The organism is Streptomyces flavofungini (assembly GCF_030388665.1).
GTDB lineage: Bacteria > Actinomycetota > Actinomycetes > Streptomycetales > Streptomycetaceae > Streptomyces > Streptomyces flavofungini_A.
The window spans coordinates 3183793-3200131 of record NZ_CP128846.1 but is presented as its reverse complement, the minus strand read 5'-3'; the positions used below and the strand labels follow the sequence as shown (position 1 = coordinate 3200131).

The 16339-nt window shown below is 69.7% G+C and carries 18 protein-coding genes and 1 pseudogene; 12 read left to right on the top strand and 7 right to left on the bottom strand.

Annotation, left to right across the window (positions count from 1 at the left end):
- The first annotated feature begins 12 nt into the window (after window positions 1-12).
- A complete protein-coding gene (gene nudC, locus QUY26_RS12750) occupies window positions 13-960 on the top strand; it encodes an NAD(+) diphosphatase (protein ID WP_289946099.1) in 948 nt (315 codons plus the stop codon).
- A 26-nt stretch (window positions 961-986) separates the two neighbouring features.
- Here nudC and QUY26_RS12745 read toward each other — a convergent pair.
- Window positions 987-1082 (bottom strand): annotated as a pseudogene (locus tag QUY26_RS12745) (NrdH-redoxin); the annotation flags it as partial.
- Between the two features lie 53 nt (window positions 1083-1135).
- Between QUY26_RS12745 and QUY26_RS12740 the strand changes: the two are divergent.
- From QUY26_RS12740 to QUY26_RS12725, 4 genes are all read left to right on the top strand, one after another.
- Window positions 1136-2839: a recombinase family protein gene (locus QUY26_RS12740; protein ID WP_289946098.1), complete on the top strand. Its 1704-nt coding sequence runs from the start codon at window positions 1136-1138 to the stop codon at window positions 2837-2839.
- Window positions 2840-3098: 259 nt separating this feature from the next.
- Window positions 3099-3452 (top strand): hypothetical protein, encoded by a 354-nt coding sequence (locus tag QUY26_RS12735; RefSeq protein ID WP_289946097.1) that lies wholly within the window; start codon window positions 3099-3101, stop codon window positions 3450-3452.
- A gap of 467 nt (window positions 3453-3919) precedes the next feature.
- Window positions 3920-4393, top strand: coding sequence for a hypothetical protein (locus tag QUY26_RS12730; protein ID WP_289946094.1), 474 nt, complete (start codon window positions 3920-3922; stop codon window positions 4391-4393).
- Window positions 4394-4899: 506 nt separating this feature from the next.
- Window positions 4900-5484, top strand: a complete 585-nt coding sequence (locus QUY26_RS12725) for a recombinase family protein (protein WP_289946093.1) — start codon at window positions 4900-4902, stop codon at window positions 5482-5484.
- A 6-nt stretch (window positions 5485-5490) separates the two neighbouring features.
- On the opposite strand, the gene QUY26_RS12720 is transcribed toward QUY26_RS12725, so the two are convergent.
- Together QUY26_RS12720 and QUY26_RS12715 are read right to left on the bottom strand one after the other, a co-directional pair.
- The gene (locus QUY26_RS12720; protein ID WP_289946090.1) at window positions 5491-6063 is read right to left on the bottom strand and encodes a class I SAM-dependent methyltransferase; all 573 of its coding nucleotides are present in this window, start codon (window positions 6061-6063) and stop codon (window positions 5491-5493) included.
- Between the two features lie 132 nt (window positions 6064-6195).
- Window positions 6196-6696, bottom strand: coding sequence for a glycine-rich domain-containing protein (locus QUY26_RS12715; RefSeq protein WP_289946089.1), 501 nt, complete (start codon window positions 6694-6696; stop codon window positions 6196-6198).
- 321 nt (window positions 6697-7017) lie between these two features.
- Here QUY26_RS12715 and QUY26_RS12710 point away from each other — a divergent pair, with 321 nt between their 5' ends.
- Complete coding sequence (locus QUY26_RS12710) at window positions 7018-7791, top strand: helix-turn-helix domain-containing protein (RefSeq protein ID WP_289946088.1); 774 nt, start codon at window positions 7018-7020, stop codon at window positions 7789-7791.
- Between the two features lie 115 nt (window positions 7792-7906).
- Here QUY26_RS12710 and QUY26_RS12705 read toward each other — a convergent pair whose 3' ends face one another.
- Window positions 7907-8164, bottom strand: coding sequence for a mycoredoxin (locus QUY26_RS12705; protein WP_289946086.1), 258 nt, complete (start codon window positions 8162-8164; stop codon window positions 7907-7909).
- A gap of 135 nt (window positions 8165-8299) precedes the next feature.
- Between QUY26_RS12705 and QUY26_RS12700 the strand changes: the two genes are divergently transcribed.
- From QUY26_RS12700 to QUY26_RS12680, 5 genes are all read left to right on the top strand, one after another.
- A complete protein-coding gene (locus tag QUY26_RS12700) occupies window positions 8300-10549 on the top strand; it encodes an ATP-dependent DNA helicase UvrD2 (RefSeq protein ID WP_436840502.1) in 2250 nt (749 codons plus the stop codon).
- Window positions 10550-10711: 162 nt separating this feature from the next.
- A complete protein-coding gene (locus QUY26_RS12695) occupies window positions 10712-11065 on the top strand; it encodes a hypothetical protein (RefSeq protein ID WP_289946082.1) in 354 nt (117 codons plus the stop codon).
- A 166-nt stretch (window positions 11066-11231) separates the two neighbouring features.
- Window positions 11232-11600: a WhiB family transcriptional regulator gene (locus QUY26_RS12690; protein WP_030359819.1), complete on the top strand. Its 369-nt coding sequence runs from the start codon at window positions 11232-11234 to the stop codon at window positions 11598-11600.
- Window positions 11597-11920: a hypothetical protein gene (locus QUY26_RS12685; protein ID WP_289946076.1), complete on the top strand. Its 324-nt coding sequence runs from the start codon at window positions 11597-11599 to the stop codon at window positions 11918-11920. Before QUY26_RS12690 ends, QUY26_RS12685 begins: the two co-directional genes overlap by 4 nt.
- Before the next feature lie 222 nt (window positions 11921-12142).
- Entirely contained in the window at window positions 12143-12358 is a 216-nt protein-coding gene (locus QUY26_RS12680) for a hypothetical protein (RefSeq protein WP_289956414.1), read from the top strand.
- A 42-nt stretch (window positions 12359-12400) separates the two neighbouring features.
- On the opposite strand, the gene QUY26_RS12675 is transcribed toward QUY26_RS12680, so the two are convergent.
- Genes QUY26_RS12675 through QUY26_RS12665 form a run of 3 tightly spaced genes read right to left on the bottom strand, consistent with a single transcriptional unit; the run spans window position 12401 to window position 15482 of the window.
- A complete protein-coding gene (locus QUY26_RS12675; RefSeq protein ID WP_289946073.1) occupies window positions 12401-12904 on the bottom strand; it encodes an NUDIX hydrolase in 504 nt (167 codons plus the stop codon).
- 2 nt (window positions 12905-12906) lie between these two features.
- Window positions 12907-14304 carry an ABC1 kinase family protein gene (locus tag QUY26_RS12670; RefSeq protein WP_289946071.1) on the bottom strand — a complete coding sequence of 466 codons (1398 nt, stop codon included), beginning with the start codon at window positions 14302-14304 and terminating at the stop codon, window positions 12907-12909.
- Window positions 14305-14345: 41 nt separating this feature from the next.
- Complete coding sequence (locus QUY26_RS12665) at window positions 14346-15482, bottom strand: ThiF family adenylyltransferase (RefSeq protein WP_289946069.1); 1137 nt, start codon at window positions 15480-15482, stop codon at window positions 14346-14348.
- 208 nt (window positions 15483-15690) lie between these two features.
- On the opposite strand from QUY26_RS12665, the gene QUY26_RS12660 reads away from it, so the two are divergent.
- Window positions 15691-16284, top strand: coding sequence for a M48 metallopeptidase family protein (locus QUY26_RS12660; RefSeq protein WP_289946067.1), 594 nt, complete (start codon window positions 15691-15693; stop codon window positions 16282-16284).
- Window positions 16285-16339 lie beyond the last annotated feature (55 nt).

The window sequence follows — 16339 nt, the reverse complement described above, 5'->3', positions numbered from 1 at the left end:
TTGGAAGCACCAGTGACCACCTGGACCGACCGCGCAGCTGACCGTCCCGTCTCGCTCACCGCGCCGAGCGGCATCGACCGCGCGGCCCACTACCGTCTCGACGAGGCCTGGCTCGCCGCCGCGTGGAGCCATCCGTCGACCCGGGTCTTCGTGGTGTCCGGCGGCCAGGTGCTCATCGACGAGACCCCCGACGGCCGCACGGAACTCGTGATGACCCCGTCGTTCGAGGCGCCCCTCACCGAGGCGCACCGCTACTTCCTGGGGACCGACGACGACGGCGTGAGCTACTTCGCGCTCCAGAAGGACTCGCTGCCCGGACGCATGGACGCCTCCGCGCGCGCGGCCGGCCTTCGCGAGGCGGGCCTGCTGCTCTCCCCGCGCGACGCGGGCCTGATGGTGCACGCCGTGGCCCTGGAGAACTGGCAGCGCATGCACCGCTTCTGCTCGCGCTGCGGCGAGCGCACCGTCATCGCGGCGGCCGGCCACATCCGCCGCTGCCAGGCCTGCGGGGCCGAGCACTACCCGCGCACCGACCCGGCCGTGATCATGCTGGTGACCGACCACGAGGACCGGGCGCTCCTCGGCCGCCAGGTGCACTGGCCCGAGGGCCGCTTCTCGACCCTCGCGGGCTTCGTGGAGCCGGGCGAGTCGATCGAGCAGTCCGTGCGCCGCGAGGTCTTCGAGGAGGCGGGCGTCACGGTCGGCGACGTCGAGTACGTCGCGAGCCAGCCCTGGCCGTTCCCCTCCAGCCTGATGCTGGGCTTCATGGCGAGCGCCACGTCTTCGGAGATCGACGTCGACGGGGAGGAGATCCACGAGGCGCGCTGGTTCTCCCGCGACGACCTGCGGGCCGCCTTCGAGTCCGGGGAGGTCCTGCCTCCCTACGGCATCTCGATTGCGGCCCGCTTGATCGAGCTCTGGTACGGCAAGCCCCTGCCGAAGCCCGGCACGCTCGGCTGAGCCGGGCCCGCCGACCGGTCATCTGGTCAGGCGGCGAGCTTCTGCTTCACCTGGGCCAGCGAGGGGTTGGTCAGCGTCGAGCCGTCCGGGAAGAGAACGGTGGGCACGGTCTGTAGACTTCCCTCCTGTGTCTGGCGGCCAGGGGAGGCCGCCCGCGTAACGGGGAGGGGCAAGGGTGAGCGACAAGCCCAGGGCGCTTGGCGTGGTCCGTCTGTCTGTAGGCAACGAGAACCAGACCGGCGAGGAAACGCAGCGAACCCGCATCAGCAAGCGGGCCGACGCGGAGGAAATGGAGCTGGTCGACTTTGCGGTCGACATCGACGTGTCGGCGTCCATCTCGCCGTGGGTGCGTCCATCCCTGGGGGACTGGCTCAACAACAAGAGGGACCAGTTCGACCACATCATCATCCTGAAGATCGACCGCATCGCGCGGTCGGTCCGCCATCTCTCGGACATCATCGAGTGGTGCGAGGCGAACGGTAAGGGCCTCATCTCCTGCGAGGAGGGATTCGACCTCTCGAAGCCGTGGGGCAAGACGATCGCCAAGATCCTGGCCGTGGTCGCAGAGGCCGAGTTGGACGCCATCAAGGCCCGCAACAAGGCTTCCCGGGAGACCATGCGGAAGACCGGTCGTTGGCCGGGTGGCCTTGTCCCGTTCGGACGCAGAGCGGTGAAGGGCGACGCAGGCTTCACCCTCGAACTCGACCCCGAGTACGGCCCGACGCTGATCGAGATGATCCGGCGCTTCATCGAGAAGCCGAGTTTCTCGGCCGTCGCCGACTGGCTGAACGAGCAAGGCGTGCCCACGGCTCAGGACATCGCTCGCATCCGCGCGGCGGCAGGCGAGAGCACGACTCGGCTGGCGGACCCGAAGCCTCGGGGCGCCAGATGGACGCCGACCACAGTGCAAGCCGTACTGGTCAGCCGGTCTCTGCTCGGGGAGTACGTACGCGCGAATGGCGCCGTGGTCCGCAATGACGACGGCACTCCCGTCATGCGGTCTGAGCCGGTGCTGAACGAGGAGGAGTGGGCGAAGCTGTCGGAAGCCGTCGCCTCGGTCAAGTACAAGAAGCAGAAGGGCTCTACGTCGCCGACGGTGGGCGTGACGTTCTGCATGCTGTGCGGCAGCTCCCTCTACTTCGTGAAGGGCGACCCGGCCAAGGGCAAGCGGGAGCGGTACCGCTGCCACGGAAACAAGACCAAGGGCATTCAGGCATGCCCGAGGCAGAGGTTCTGGGCAGAGGACTTGTACCCCTGGCTGGAGTCGGCTCTGTTGGGAGAGATCGGCCACCTGGAACGGATGGAGTCGAAGACGACCATCGACGACAGTCGTGCGGCGAAGCTCGCCGTGATCGACGGCAGGATGAACCAACTCCTGAAGGAACTTCAACAGGGCGAGATCAGTGCCGTCGCGTACGGCTCGCAAGTTGCCAGCCTTGCCCAGGACCGGGAGAAGGTCACCAGCGAGGAGGGGCCGAAGCCGGTGACCGTGTGGACCGGTACCGGCGAGAGCTACGCGGAGTGGTGGGTGCGGTCGAGCATCGATGAGCGGCGGGAGTTCCTGAAAAAGCACAAGGTGAAGGCGCACTTCCGGCCCGATGTCCTTGCCATCGATCCGGGCGACCTCATCGAGAACATCCGGCAGCAGGGTGTCTCGTGGTGGGACGCACCCGTCAAGGCTTCTCAAGTGCTCGCACCGATCACACCGGTATCGCTGCCCGGAAAGCCGTACGAGAAGCCCACGACCCTTACGGGCGCCGAGTGGGAGATCGTCAGCCGTTGGGAGGACTTCGAAGCCGAACGGGCCGCGCAGCAAGCGAAGGCCGAAGAGGAAGCCAAGGCGGCAGGCGAGGCCGAGAAGGTTACGGCTCCAGCCTGATGCTGGCGAGCAAGCAAGGAAGGCCCCCGACCATGGGGGCCTTTCCCGTTTCAGCATGTTGTACGATGCCGGGCCAGGTCGCCGCCGTCGCTCCCGACTGCATGAGACCGAGTCCAGGCCCGAAGCCTTGGGCGCCCACCTGCGAAGCGCTGTGCCTTCCGCACGGCCACCCCCGCGAAGAAGGGAGACACATGTCCCGCCGTCCGGCGGGGGTCGTCGGCGCACCCGTGTGCGCCTCACAGGAAGGGAGCCGCAACGGGTGGCGATCTACTTCGGTGGCAAGTCATGGGGCGCCGTTGCCCAACACGAGTTCCGACGCATGGCGCGGGACGCGAGGAACATCAACCACTACCGCGTCCAGTACGCCGCCATCGGATGGGCCGACCGCCACGGGCACGCCAGCTTTCAGGCTGGCGAACTCGCGGCCATCCTCGCCGACAAGAACGGCAAGCCGCTGAGCAAGCAGAGCACGACCGGTGCGGTAAGCCGCGCGAAGGCACTGGACCTCGTGTCGCCGCAGTCGTCGGCCGCGTGCCTCGTCCTGTCTTCTCACCTGTTTCAGAAGGAGAAGGGCGCGCCTGTCCCCTGCCGGGTGCACAAGGACCGCCGGTAGCCGCAGGGGTACGCCTCCCACGTGTACCAAGTACACGTCAGGCGCGTACCCACATGGGCTCTGACCTGGGAAAACGTTCGTGTCCTCTCTTTCTGCTTTGCCCCCTTCGGGGGAGCAGCGGCAAAGAGAAGGAGGGGAGCAAGGCCCAAGCCCAAGACGTAAGCCGCAAGCAGATGGGGCGGCCTTACGGCCGCCACCTGGAAGGAGGCGATTCGCTTTTGAGCAAGACCAAGACAACGCCAGACCCTCGCCGTTGCACTCACTGCGGAGAAGCGCTGACGGGCAAGCGTCCGCAGGCTCGGTACTGCGGAGAGCTGTGCAGGGACCGGGCGCGTCGGCGAAGGGACAGGGAGGCGGGGCGTTCCTCGCATTCCGGTAAGGGCTACCCGAAGACCCGGCCGAACCGGCAGCGCTACAAGCCGGGGCACCGCTTCGGCAGTCTCGTGCTGGTCGAGCGGCGCGGTGAGGTGAACGGTTCTCAGCGCGTCGTCTGCCGGTGCGACTGCGGCACCGTGCGGGAGTACAGCCTGAGCAACCTCGTAAGTGGGGCAACAGTGCGTTGCTCGGACCGGAGCCAGCACCCCGACCCTCGGAGCAAGGGGGACGACATCACGTACGACGGCGCGCACAACCGCACGAAGGCGAAGCGGGGTAGCGCCAGCTCGTACCGATGCTGGAAGTGCGGAGGGCAGGCGCGGGACTGGGCGTACTCGCACACCGACTCGGACGAGAAGCGCATGGACAACGGCAGGGAAGAGGGCAGGCCCTACACCACGGACCCGATGCGAAGCCTGCCCCTGTGCCGTGCCTGTCACCGACTGTTCGACTCGACCACTGCGCCGCGCATGGTGGCCAGCGGGGTTGCGACCAGTAGCCCCGCGCTCGCCCTGGCCTGGGCGTACTGCGCGGATCGTCCCGGCATGAGGGACGACGACGCGTAGGCCGTTGCGGTATGCCCTCCCTGGCCCCGTTCCGGGGAGGGCGTACGACGACGCGTTGTTGCGCATCCGTCCGGTGCCGGCCGAGGCGGCTCACCGGGTCTGACCTGGGCTTTTCCTGGGGCTCGCGCCTTCACTGCCGCATGAATCGACCCTGGAACCGTGGCGGCCGAGAGGCCGCCAAGGTCTACCGGTGGTGCTCCTCCACCCGCCGCGCCTGATCGACCTTGAAATGGTGGCGCAATCTTTGCCGGGAAGACCTGGCGGTCAGGCAAGGACCCTTCAAGGGGTCATACCCCACCCCTTCCGCCGTCGCCTTCCCTCACCCGTCGCCAACCGCAGGCCCCGACCGTGGCGCTGTGTGACCAGTAACGGGCGTCTCGAAAACCAAGGTTTGTGAGACAAGACCGGATGCACCCCGGAAGGGGGCGCAACACTGTTCAAAACCCGTCTCGAAACTTCCGTCTCAGGCTTGACGTATTGAGACGAGTTCTGAGACGGTCCCGGTCATGACGACGAACACGATCACTGGTCAGCTCATCGGTTACGCCCGCGTCTCCACGGATGACCAGGAAGCGCAGCTCCAGCGCGACGCACTGACGGCCGCAGGCTGCGCCCGGATCTTCGAGGACAAGGCCAGTGGGAAGAACACCGACCGGCCAGAGTTGACGGCCGCACTGGACTACGCCAGACCCGGCGACACCCTGTGCGTGTGGAAGCTCGACCGTTTCGCCCGGTCCCTCATCGACCTTGTGACCATGGTCGACACCCTTCGAGAGCGGGGCATCGGGTTCAAGGTGCTCACGGGTGCACTGGCCAACATCGACCCCGGTACGGCGGACGGCCGTCTCATGCTTCAGGTGGTCGGAGCCATGGCCGAGTTCGAGCGCAGCCTCATCAAGGAGCGCACCCGCGCCGGACTCGACGCAGCCAAGGCGCAGGGGCGGACAGGCGGACGGCCAACCGTGGTCAATGAGGATGTGCTCACGGTTGCCCGTGCCAGGAAGGCGAAGGGTGAGAGCGTGAGCGCCATTGCCAAGGCGCTCGGGATCTCTCGTGCCACTCTGTACCGCCACCTTGATGAGGGCGCCTGAACGCGGTCAGGCCGCCAGGGCCCGGACAAGCAACGTGCCCACAGCCCTACCCTTCGGCGGGTCGATCAGCGACACGCGCACGTCAGAGAAGCCGTGCCCCGTCAGGATGCGCCCCCACTCATCCGGGGTGCGGTCGTGCCTCAGTCCGGCTTTGACAGGCTTGGGCCCCTGGCTGCCTGGAGGCAAATGCGAGAAGGCCAGGATGCCGCCCGGCGTCATGTGCGAGCGGATCAGCGGGAGCAGGGTGTCCGGATCGATGAACCACACGGCACCAAAGATCGAGAGCACGACATCGAATGTCTCGTCCGTCTCGTTCAGGAACGCAGTCGCCTCCGCCGTGCGGAACTCAAGGCCCGGCAGATGGCCCCAGCGCTCCCGCGCGACTGTCTCGCGGGCGGGGGCGATGTCCACCCCCTGGCCTGTCGCGCCAAGCGTCACGAGGTGCGCGAGGTTGCTACCGCTCCCCGAGCCGAGTTCCAGCACCCGGCGTCCGGCCACGGTGCCGAGAACGCTCTCGTCCGGCCCATGATCGGGGTACTGGGTCCAGTTCAGCCACGTCGCATCACCTCTGGCGTTCACGGTCCTGCGTGGCTTGCTCCCGACTGCGTACCTGTCCCAGGACTCAGCCAATGACATGCGGTGATCCTTTCCGGAGAGAGGGGCCCACCCCCAACGTACGGAGGTAGGCCCCGACTCGCGTGCCGCTCACAACTACTTGGGCGAGTCGTGGCACCCGGCGTGGCACTGGTTGCAGTCGGCCGCATCCTTCATGCCCCACAGGCCGGGGTCGATCTCGAATCCGGCCGTCTTGATGGCCTTGATCGTCTGTTCCAGGACGAGCGGGCCGCCGGTCTTGAGGTCGTGACCGTCCTGCGTCCCCTTGTCGTCGCTGAGGCACTGGACACTGGCCGCCGACCCCGGAAGCTCCGGCACGTGATGGATGTACCGGCCGAAGTGCCGGCTGGTGAAGTGGTGGTACGGGATCGAGTCGAGCATGAACGAGTGCCATGCCTCGTCCACCTGCTTGGACGGGCCCATGAGAAGGTCCGGGTTCTCGCCGCACGTGACCAGGTAGGCGATGGCCTGTCCGAACTTGGCCTCTGCAAGTTCGCGCGTGTTCTCCGGGTTGCGGAGGAGGAGGGTTACCTCCCGCTCCCACACGTCCGGGGTGACGTACGCCTTCGGGTCGCGGATCACTACTGCCGCACTCATGCTGGCTTGCCTCCACGTGTTTGGGGATCCGTGGTGCTCCGGTCATGTCGCCCATCCCTGCACTTGGGGCACAGGCACGGCGGCATCCGGCCAGTGGCGAGGGGGTCCCCGCCCTCACCCTCGTACAGGGTTCGTGGCTTGGTCTGAGTGCCGTCGGCTCTCACCGTGTAAGCGCTGATGCGGATGGACATGGCGACCATGTTCCGGATCGGTCATGACCATTGCGGCGACGTTCAAGGCGCCCCTCGGGCGTCATGTCGGTGTCACCCCGAGGGCGTCAAACCGGTGTCATTGGAGGCGTGACGTGGCTACCCTCGGGTCATGACGACTCCGGCCGAGCGGGAGCGAATCCCCAACGACGTGCTGACTTCTGTGCGCAAGTCGATGAACCTCAGCCAAGACGAGTTCGCTCGGGGCTTACGGGGCGCAGGCGAGGAGTTGGGGGAGCCGAACGACGCCTCCAAGCGACTCGTGCAACGCTGGGAGTCCGGGGAGACCAGGACATGCCGCCCGCTGTATGCGCGGGCACTGAAGCGGTTCACCGGCCGTACCCCCGAGTCGCTGGGGTTCGCGATCCCGATGGCACGCGTCCACTCAGACGGGGCAGGAGGCCACGACATGGAGGCTGGAGAAGTCGGCACCGTTGAAGCTGTCACAAGCCCGGAGTCGGAGCCGCAGAGCGAGTACGCGGGCATCTGGCTGTCCCGCTACGAGTTCTACTCGTCCAGCCGTGACGAGACGTTCGACTGCAAGCATCACGTCGTGATCGTCCAGCACGGCAACCGGCTGACAGCCCAGAGCCTGCCCGGAGCGTCGACCAACCCGGACAGTCCGTTGTCTCTGGACCTCACCGTCGACCGGAACGTCGTCACCGGTACATGGACCGAGCAGACGGCGGCTGACGGGTACTACCAGGGCGCCCGGTACCACGGTGCGATTCAGCTGTTGATCGAGCCGACAGGCCGACGCATGGCGGGCAAGTGGGTCGGGTTCGGCAAGGACTTCGACGTGAACACGGGCCCGTGGGAGCTGCGCCTACTCGACCGGTCCACAGGGCGCGCGAGCATCGAGCGGTACTCGACCCTCCCGGATTGAGGCAGGTGTGCCCTTGCGTGGGCCTGCCCCCTTCTGAGGGGCGGAAGAAGACAGCAGACGACCCCCGTCGAACTCGATGACGGGGGTCTCTGTGCGTGCGACGGGGAGCCGGTCGTCAGGCGCTGAGTGCCTGCTTCACCTGAGCGAGGCTCGGGTTCGTCATCACGACTTCGACGCCACCGTTGGCGGGAACTACCTGAACCGTCGGAACGGTCTGGTTGCCGCCGTTCGCCTTCTCGACGAAGGCCGCGGAGTCCGGGTCCTGCTCGATGTTGACCTCTTCGTACGTGATGCCCTCGCGGTCCATCTGGCTCTTCAGCCTGCGGCAGTAGCCGCACCACGTGGTGCTGTACATCGTCACAGTGCCCGGCATGTCTCTCGCGCTCCTTAAGCCTCGGGGTGCGTCACCGCACGTCGTGTGCGTAGCCGCACTGAGTCGAACGTACGCGACCCGGTCACCATTCCCGCATTAGTACGACTGCGAGCACCCCCCTGTGGACAACCGGCGCTGCCGCCTCGTGGGACCTGGCAGCATGGCGGGGTGACAGCAGCAACGCAATCCACCCTCTTCCCACGGGTCCCGGACACCGCCGACGCGGTGCTCGACGGGCTGGACCCGGAGCAGCGCGAGGTCGCCACCGCCCTGCACGGGCCGGTGTGCGTGCTCGCGGGCGCCGGCACGGGCAAGACCCGCGCCATCACGCACCGCATCGCCTACGGAGTGCGGGCCGGGATCCTCCAGCCCACCAGTGTGCTCGCCGTCACGTTCACCAACCGCGCGGCCGGCGAGATGCGCGGCCGCCTGCGCCAGCTCGGCGCCACCGGCGTCCAGGCGCGCACGTTCCACTCCGCCGCCCTGCGCCAGCTCCAGTACTTCTGGCCGAAGGCGGTCGGCGGCGCGCTGCCCCGCCTCGTCGAGCGCAAGGTCCAGCTCGTCGCCGAAGCCGCGGCGGCCTGCCGCATCCGCCTCGACCGCAACGAACTGCGCGATGTGACCGGCGAGATCGAGTGGTCCAAGGTCACCCAGACCGTCCCCGCGGACTACGCCGCCGTCGCCGCCAAGTCCGGCCGGGACACCCCTCGTGACCCCGCCGAGATCTCCCAGCTCTACGCGGCGTACGAGGACCTCAAGCGCGACCGCACGGTCATCGACTTCGAGGACGTCCTGCTCCTGGCCGTCGGCATCCTCCAGGACCGCCACGACATCGCCGAGCAGGTCCGCTCCCAGTACCAGCACTTCGTGGTCGACGAGTACCAGGATGTGAGCCCCCTCCAGCAGCGCCTCCTGGAGCTGTGGCTCGGCGACCGCGACAACCTCTGCGTCGTCGGCGACGCCAGCCAGACGATCTACTCCTTCACCGGCGCGACCCCCGACCACCTGCTGAACTTCCGCACCCGCCACCCGGGCGCCACCCTCGTCAAGCTCGTCCGGGACTACCGCTCCACCCCCCAGGTCGTCCACCTCGCCAACGGCCTGCTCGCCCAGGCGGTCGGCCGCGCCGCCGACCACCGCCTCGAACTGGTCTCGCAGCGCGAGCCCGGCACCGACCCCGTCTACACGGAGTACGTGGACGAGCCCGCCGAGGCCGAGGGCGCCGCTCGCCGCATCCGCGCCCTGATCGCCGACGGCGTCCCCGCGGGCGACATCGCCATCCTGTTCCGCACGAACTCCCAGTCGGAGATCTACGAACAGGCCCTGGCCGACCTGGGCATCCCCTATCTGCTGCGCGGGGCGGAGCGGTTCTTCGAGCGCACCGAGGTCCGCGAGGCGGGCGCGGCCCTGCGCGGCGCCGCCCGCTTCGGCGCCAACGACACCCTCCTGGACGACATGGTCGACCTGCCCTCGCAGGTGCGGGCGGTGCTCTCCACCAAGGGCTGGACGACGCAGCCGCCCGCGGGCTCCGGCGCGGTCCGCGACCGCTGGGAGTCCCTGGCCGCCCTGGTGCGCCTCGCGGAGGACTTCGCCGCCGCCCGCCCCGAGGCCACCCTGGCCGACCTCGTGGCCGAGCTGGACGAGCGCGCCGCCGCGCAGCACGCGCCCACCGTCGAGGGCGTCACCCTCGCCTCCCTGCACGCCGCGAAGGGCCTGGAGTGGGACGCCGTGTTCCTGGTCGGCCTGGCCGAGGGCATGATGCCGATCACGTACGCCAAGACCGAGGAGCAGATCGAGGAGGAGCGCAGGCTCCTGTACGTGGGCGTGACCCGTGCCCGCGTCCACCTCTCCCTGTCCTGGGCCCTCTCCCGGTCCCCGGGAGGCCGCCCCAGCCGCCGGGCCAGCCGCTTCCTCGACGGCCTGCGCCCCGGCTCGGGCACGGCCGCGGGGGCGCGCGCGGCGGGCGGACCCGGCGGCATCGAGCGCGGCAGCGGCCGCGGCGGGGAGCCCGGCGAGGCCGGAGCGCCCCGGGAGCGCCGCCGCGGCGGCCGCAGCCCCGCCCGCTGCCGCGTCTGCGGCCGCACCCTCACCGACGCCGGTGAGATGAAGCTCATGCGCTGCGAGGACTGCCCTTCGGACATGGACGAAGGGCTCTACGAGCGGCTCCTGGAGTGGCGATCGGTCCAGGCGCGGCGCCTGGGGCAGCCCCCGTTCTGTGTCTTCACGGACAAAACCTTGATCGCCATCGCGGAGGCCGTGCCGGAGGACGAGGGCGAGCTGGCCCGGATCCCGGGCGTCGTGGTCCGCAAGCTACGTCACTTCGGCGCCGACGTCCTCGCCATCTGTGCAGGTCAGGAGCTTGCGGAGGACGGCGAGGCGAACTGATTCAAACTCGTCGAAAAAATAGTTTGCGCATGCGCAAGGAAGACCCATAGGTTCTTAAGCACGGGAACGGCGGCTTCTCCGAAGCCCTGGTCCCGTGCTGTACTTGTCAGTCCGAGGAACGGTTTCGGCCGCTCCCCTAGACGCCGAGAGGAGGCGATTCCAGTGATCAGCATCAACAAGAGCTCCATCAGCACCGTCAAAATGACCGATCGCTCGGTCGTCGCTTCCTGCCTGCTCGGCTTCTCGAACCAGGGCACCGGTCTGTCCGTCGGCAATGCCGCTCCGTCTCTCGGCAGCGCCGCCGTGCGTCCGGCCGCCCCCGCCCTGCCCCTGTCGGGTCTTGAGATCCGTGAGGGCAATGAGCGACCGACCAAGGCACCGGAAGCAGTAGTGACGGCACAGGCGCAGGCCTATGCCTTCGCGGCAGCCGGTGCCGGATTCCGGAACAAGACGACGCAGCAGCACCACACGATGTGGGCCTTCCGTGGGCTCGAACCCTGGAGTGATCCAGTCTGATCTCGATCAGACCGGCGCCTTCAGGGCCGCGGAACCCCACCCGGGATCCGCGGCCCTTCTGTTTTCCCCGAAACAGGGACACAGAACGAAGGGGCTGAGCAAGACCCGGTACCAGCCGCCAACCGGCCGACCCAGGCCGGCACGACCAGACGAGGAAAACACCACCGTGCAACTCGAAGCGCACGCCCCGTCCGTACCGCCTTCAGACACTCTCCCGCCGCCCGCACCCACGGAGGACCCGACCTTGACTCCCCTCACCGCGCTCACCGCGCTCGACGACGCCATCGAGAACCTCGGCGTACCCGTCCCCTGCCGTGCCTACGACCCGGAGGTCTTCTTCGCCGAGTCCCCGGCCGACGTCGAGTACGCCAAGTCCCTCTGCCGTACCTGCCCGCTGATGGAGGCCTGCCTCGCCGGCGCCAAGGAGCGGCGTGAGCCGTGGGGCGTCTGGGGCGGCGAGCTGTTCGTCCAGGGCGTGGTCGTGGCCCGCAAGCGGCCGCGTGGCCGTCCGCGGAAGAACCCGGTCGTGGCATGAGTACCGCCGGAACGATCGATCGCCCCGTGACGCACGACCCCAAGAAGCAGGCCCCGATGAAGGCACCCACGAGCGAGCCCAGTGGCTCCGCAACCCCAGACTTCACCACCACCGGCGCGATCGGCTCGCGCCAGAACAGGACCCGCGAAATGCAACTCATCCCAGAAGCCCTGGCCCGTGCGCATATGCACGAACGCCTGCGTGAGGCCGAGGAGCACCGCCCGGCCGCGCGCCTGATGGCGGCCCGCCGCATGCAGCGCCGCGCCGAGCGTGCGTCCCTGCGCGCGCGGCGTGCTCTCGCCATCGCGGTCATGCAGTAGGTCCGCGAACCCACGAGAAGCCGGCGGCCGCGCGACCCGCGGCCGCACCGGCAGGCACGACACGCACGGCAGCCCTCGGCGCGCACGGCGCGCGGGGCACACGCACCGACGAAGCTCCCGGTGAGCTTCACGGAAGTACCCCGCGGGGGCCGGTCCGAACGGACCGGCCCCCGCGGTGCGTTGTGCGCACCGATCCTCCGGTGGCGGCGATAAGGTCGCCGCGTGGACCAGCAGCCTCCTGAACCTGCGGACGCCCGGCACGACGTCAGGAACGACACCGTGAACGTCGTGTGCTCCCGCTGCGGCACAGTCGCCGACGGCTCGCCCCCGACATGGATCTGCTCCGTGGAGAACGGCGCCCGGCACTACTTCTGCGACGCCTGCTCCCGGGACAACATCCGGGCGATCGAGGGACGACTCGACTCCGCCTGGTGGTGAGCCGCCCCCGCGCTACGGCACGCCCGCCCCCCTGCCCCGGGGTCAGCCCTGGTGCGTTGCCACGTGGGGCTGGTACCCGAGATCGACCGCCTGCGGCACCCCGTCGCCCGCGGCGCGCAGCGCGTCCAGCAGATCCGGGAGCTGCGGCGGCCACAACGGCTCGGGCGACGCGGCCAGCTCCCGCGGAGTCCACCAGCGCCAGCGCAGGATGCCGTCCTCGGCGTGCGCCGCGGCGGCCTCACTCGTGGGCGCGCGTCGTGGTCCGCGGGCCAGATAGATGTGCTCGTGCTGACGCACCGGCACACCCGCGCGGGTGAAATCGTGCTCCCAGGTGCACAGCAGGGGCCCGGGTCGCACGTCCGTCCAGCCGGTCTCCTCCCGCAGTTCGCGCAGCACGCCCTCCCTCGGCGGCTCGTCCGGATCCAGGCCGCCGCCGGGCATGGCCCAGTGGACACCCACTTCCTCGTTGTCGTACCCGAAGAGGAAGACCGCGTCGTCCGGGGCGATCACCGCAACCCGCGCCGCGCGCCGGGGTGTTCTGCGCACCGTCACGCCTCCGCCACCGCTTCCTCCATACCGCCGTCCGTCGGACCCTCCACCAATTCGGCCTCCTCCTCGACCTCCTGAGCGACGAACCCCGGCAGCCACTCCTCCAGCTCCTCCCGCATCCGCACCGTCGCGCCCAGCTGACACAGGACACCGATGGTGGAGAGCGTCACGCGGTGGATCAGGAGATACGACGGGGGGAGGTTCAGCTGCTTGCCCAACTGGTGGGCGGGGGAGCGGGGGTCGGCCACGCGGGCCGCCTGGCTGCGCATCCAGCCGCGGGTGAACGTGAACTCCTCGGCCACCGCGGGCTCGATGATCGGCAGCAGATAGTCGAGGACGGCCTCCGGCTCCAGGTCGACCGTCTCCTTGACGAAGCCCTCCTCGCACAGCATGTCGTAGACCGCGTCCGCCTCGCCCTCGACGGTCATCCGCAGCGAGTCGCCGATCGTCGGGGGCAGCCCGCCGGGCAGCCGGTCCACCGTGCCGAAGTCCAGGACGCCGAGCCGCCATTCGCCCTTCTCGCCGGTCAGCAGGCGGAAGTTGCCCGGGTGGGGGTCGGCGTGCAGCAGGCCCGTGCGGGCCGGTCCGGAGAAGAGGAAACGCGTCAGGAGCTGACCCGCCCGGTTCTTCTGCTCCTGCGTGCCCTCCGCGATCACCTCCGAGAGCGGCACCCCGTCCATCCACTCCGTCACCAGGACCTGCTCGCTCTGGTGCACCACGTCCGGAACCACGACGTCCGGATCGTCCGCGAATTCCTCGGCGTGCGCGCGCTGGGCCTGTGCCTCAAGGCCGTAGTCCAGCTCCTCGGAGACGCGGTCGCGCAGCTCGGCGATGAGCGGCTTGATGTCCATGCCGGGGATCAGCGGGCCGAGGACCCGGGCGAAGCGGCTCAGTTGGTTCAGGTCCGAGAGCAGGGCCTCGCCCGCGCCCGGATACTGCACCTTCACCGCGACCTCGCGCCCGTCCTCCCACACCGCCCGGTGTACCTGGCCGATCGACGCCGCCGCCGCGGGCTTGTCCTCGAACTCCTGGAAACGCTCGCGCCAGTCCGCGCCGAGCCGCTCCGCGAGCACCGCGTGCACGGTGCGCGTCGGCATCGGGGGTGCCGCTTCCTGAAGCTTCGTCAGCGCCGCCCGATAGGGGCCCGCCACCTCCTCCGGGAGTGCCGACTCGAAGACGGACAGCGCCTGCCCGAACTTCATGGCGCCGCCCTTCAGCTCGCCGAGGACCTTGAACAGTTGCTCCGCCGTGCGCTGTTGCAGCTCCCGGCCGACGATCTCCGCCGACTTGCCGCCGATGCGTTTGCCGAGCCCCCAGGTCGCCCGCCCGGCGAAGCCGAGCGGCAGCGCGGCCAGCTTGGCGGTACGGGTGACCGCCTTCCGGGGAAGATCAGACATGCGCCCCTCCAAATCCCAGACAGCCGCGCCCTCTCAGGCGGTTACTCGGCCATTGTCTCGTGCGGCTCTCGATCCACGGAGGTGTGCTCCCCCTTTACTCGCTCACCTGCTCCACAGGGGCACGACCGATGCGCTCGCGCACGGTGCGCGCGCCAGTCGAAGTCGGGCGTCGAGGCCTCCCAGCGCACCCCCGCGAGAGCAGGATCGGCCCCGTCCAGGAAGGCCAGCGCGTGCGCGGCGGCCAGTCCCGCGGCCGTCACCGCGAGGGACAGATCGCAGGCCGGGACCTGACGGCGACGGCCCGAGCGCCACTGGGCCAGCATCCTCGGCCACGCCGCGTCGGCGTCGGCGCGGTCCAGGGCGAGGCAGCCGGCGCAGGCGGTCGTGCCGGGCAGGACCAGCGGGCCGACGACGGCTGTGCCCTCGATCACTCCCGCGTACAGGTGCGGGGTGCCCGCGGCGATCAGGGGCTCGGCGGCGGCCGGGTCGGGGGCGAAGGCGTCCAGGCCGTCGCGCGGGGCGAGGACGATCAAGGACCAGGCGCCCTCACCGGCGCCCCGGTCCTCGGGGTGGCGGGGTGGTCGTCCGGGAGCCGCGCGCCGGGCGGCCGTTCTCGCGGCGGCGTCCCTTCGCTGTCCCACGGAGTCCGGTGGCAGCCCGCCCGGAGCGACGTCCCACGGCTCGACGCAGCCGCCGTCCATCACATCGACCTCTCCTACGCCCGCCCCGGACAGGACCGAGGCGAGGACCGCGCCGACCCGGCCGCCGCCCTGGACGCGGACGCGGGTGGCGCGGCGCGCGGCCATCGTGCGAACGGCCTGGTTCGGCTCCGGTGTGACGACCGACAAGGCGGCGAGGTCGGGGCGCAGCCGGTCCATGACGTCCGTGCGGGCGCGCAGGGCGTCGGCCGCCGGGCCCCCGCCCGTGGCGTCGTCGAGCAGTCCGGCCCGGGCCAGCCGGTGCAGGAGCCGGTCCACGTGGCCGTCCGGAAGTCCTATCCGCTGTCCTTCCGCGCGCAGGAGAGGCAGCCCGCGGGTGCCGTCGAGGAGGGTGAGGAAGCTGCCCGTCGCGGTGTCCACGGGGCCGAGGACCCGGGCGTGGGCCCGCGTCGCCCCGAACTGGACGGTGTTCAGATCGCGCCAGCCCCGGCGCAGGCTCGGTTTCAGGATCGGATGCATGGTCGGCCCCCCGTCGGTTCGGCCGGACGTCGTGGTCGTCGCCGTTCGGCCGCTCGCATGCCAGAATGCCCGGCTCGGCCCGGACGTGCGCGCGGTTGTCCACAGGCGGCGAGTACTTGTCGTACTAATGCAGCGCATGGGGAGTGGATCGGGACCGAACCGTCCCTGAGGCGGGACTTCCCCCACGCCAAGCGGGTAACGTCGTGGCGTGCCCGCCGACCCACTGCATCGCGGAAGCCCACAGCGCAGCGCGACCAGCCCGCCGCCATCCGGCTCGGCGGCGAGCGCGGTCGAGGTGCGCAGGAGCGCCCGCCGCCGCAGAACGGTCTCGGCGTACCGGGAGGGCGACCGGACCGTGGTCCTCATCCCCGCCCGGATGTCGGAGGCGGAGGAGCAGCGCTGGGTGGGCGTCATGCTGGACAAGCTGGCGGCACAGGAGAGCAAGCGGGTCCTGGGCGACAGCGAGCTGTCCGAGCGGGCCCGACGGCTGTCCGAGCAGTTCTTCGAGGGCCGGGCCAGGCCCTCCTCCGTGCGCTGGGTGACGAATCAGAACACCAGGTGGGGCTCGTGCACACCGTCGGAGGGCAGCATCCGGCTCTCCCACCGGCTGCAGGGCATGCCCGAGTACGTGGTGGACTACGTCCTGCTCCATGAGCTTGCGCACCTCCTCGTGCCCGGGCACGGGCCCCGTTTCTGGCGTCTCCTCGACGCGTATCCGCGGACCGAGCGGGCCCGGGGCTACCTCGAAGGGGTGGTCGCGGCGGACCGGCTGCCGCACCTTCCGGCCGCCCGCGAGGAGTGAGAGGCGCCTGGTGCGCCGGTTGTGTACCGGGTCTGTACCGACGTCGTCCACTGTC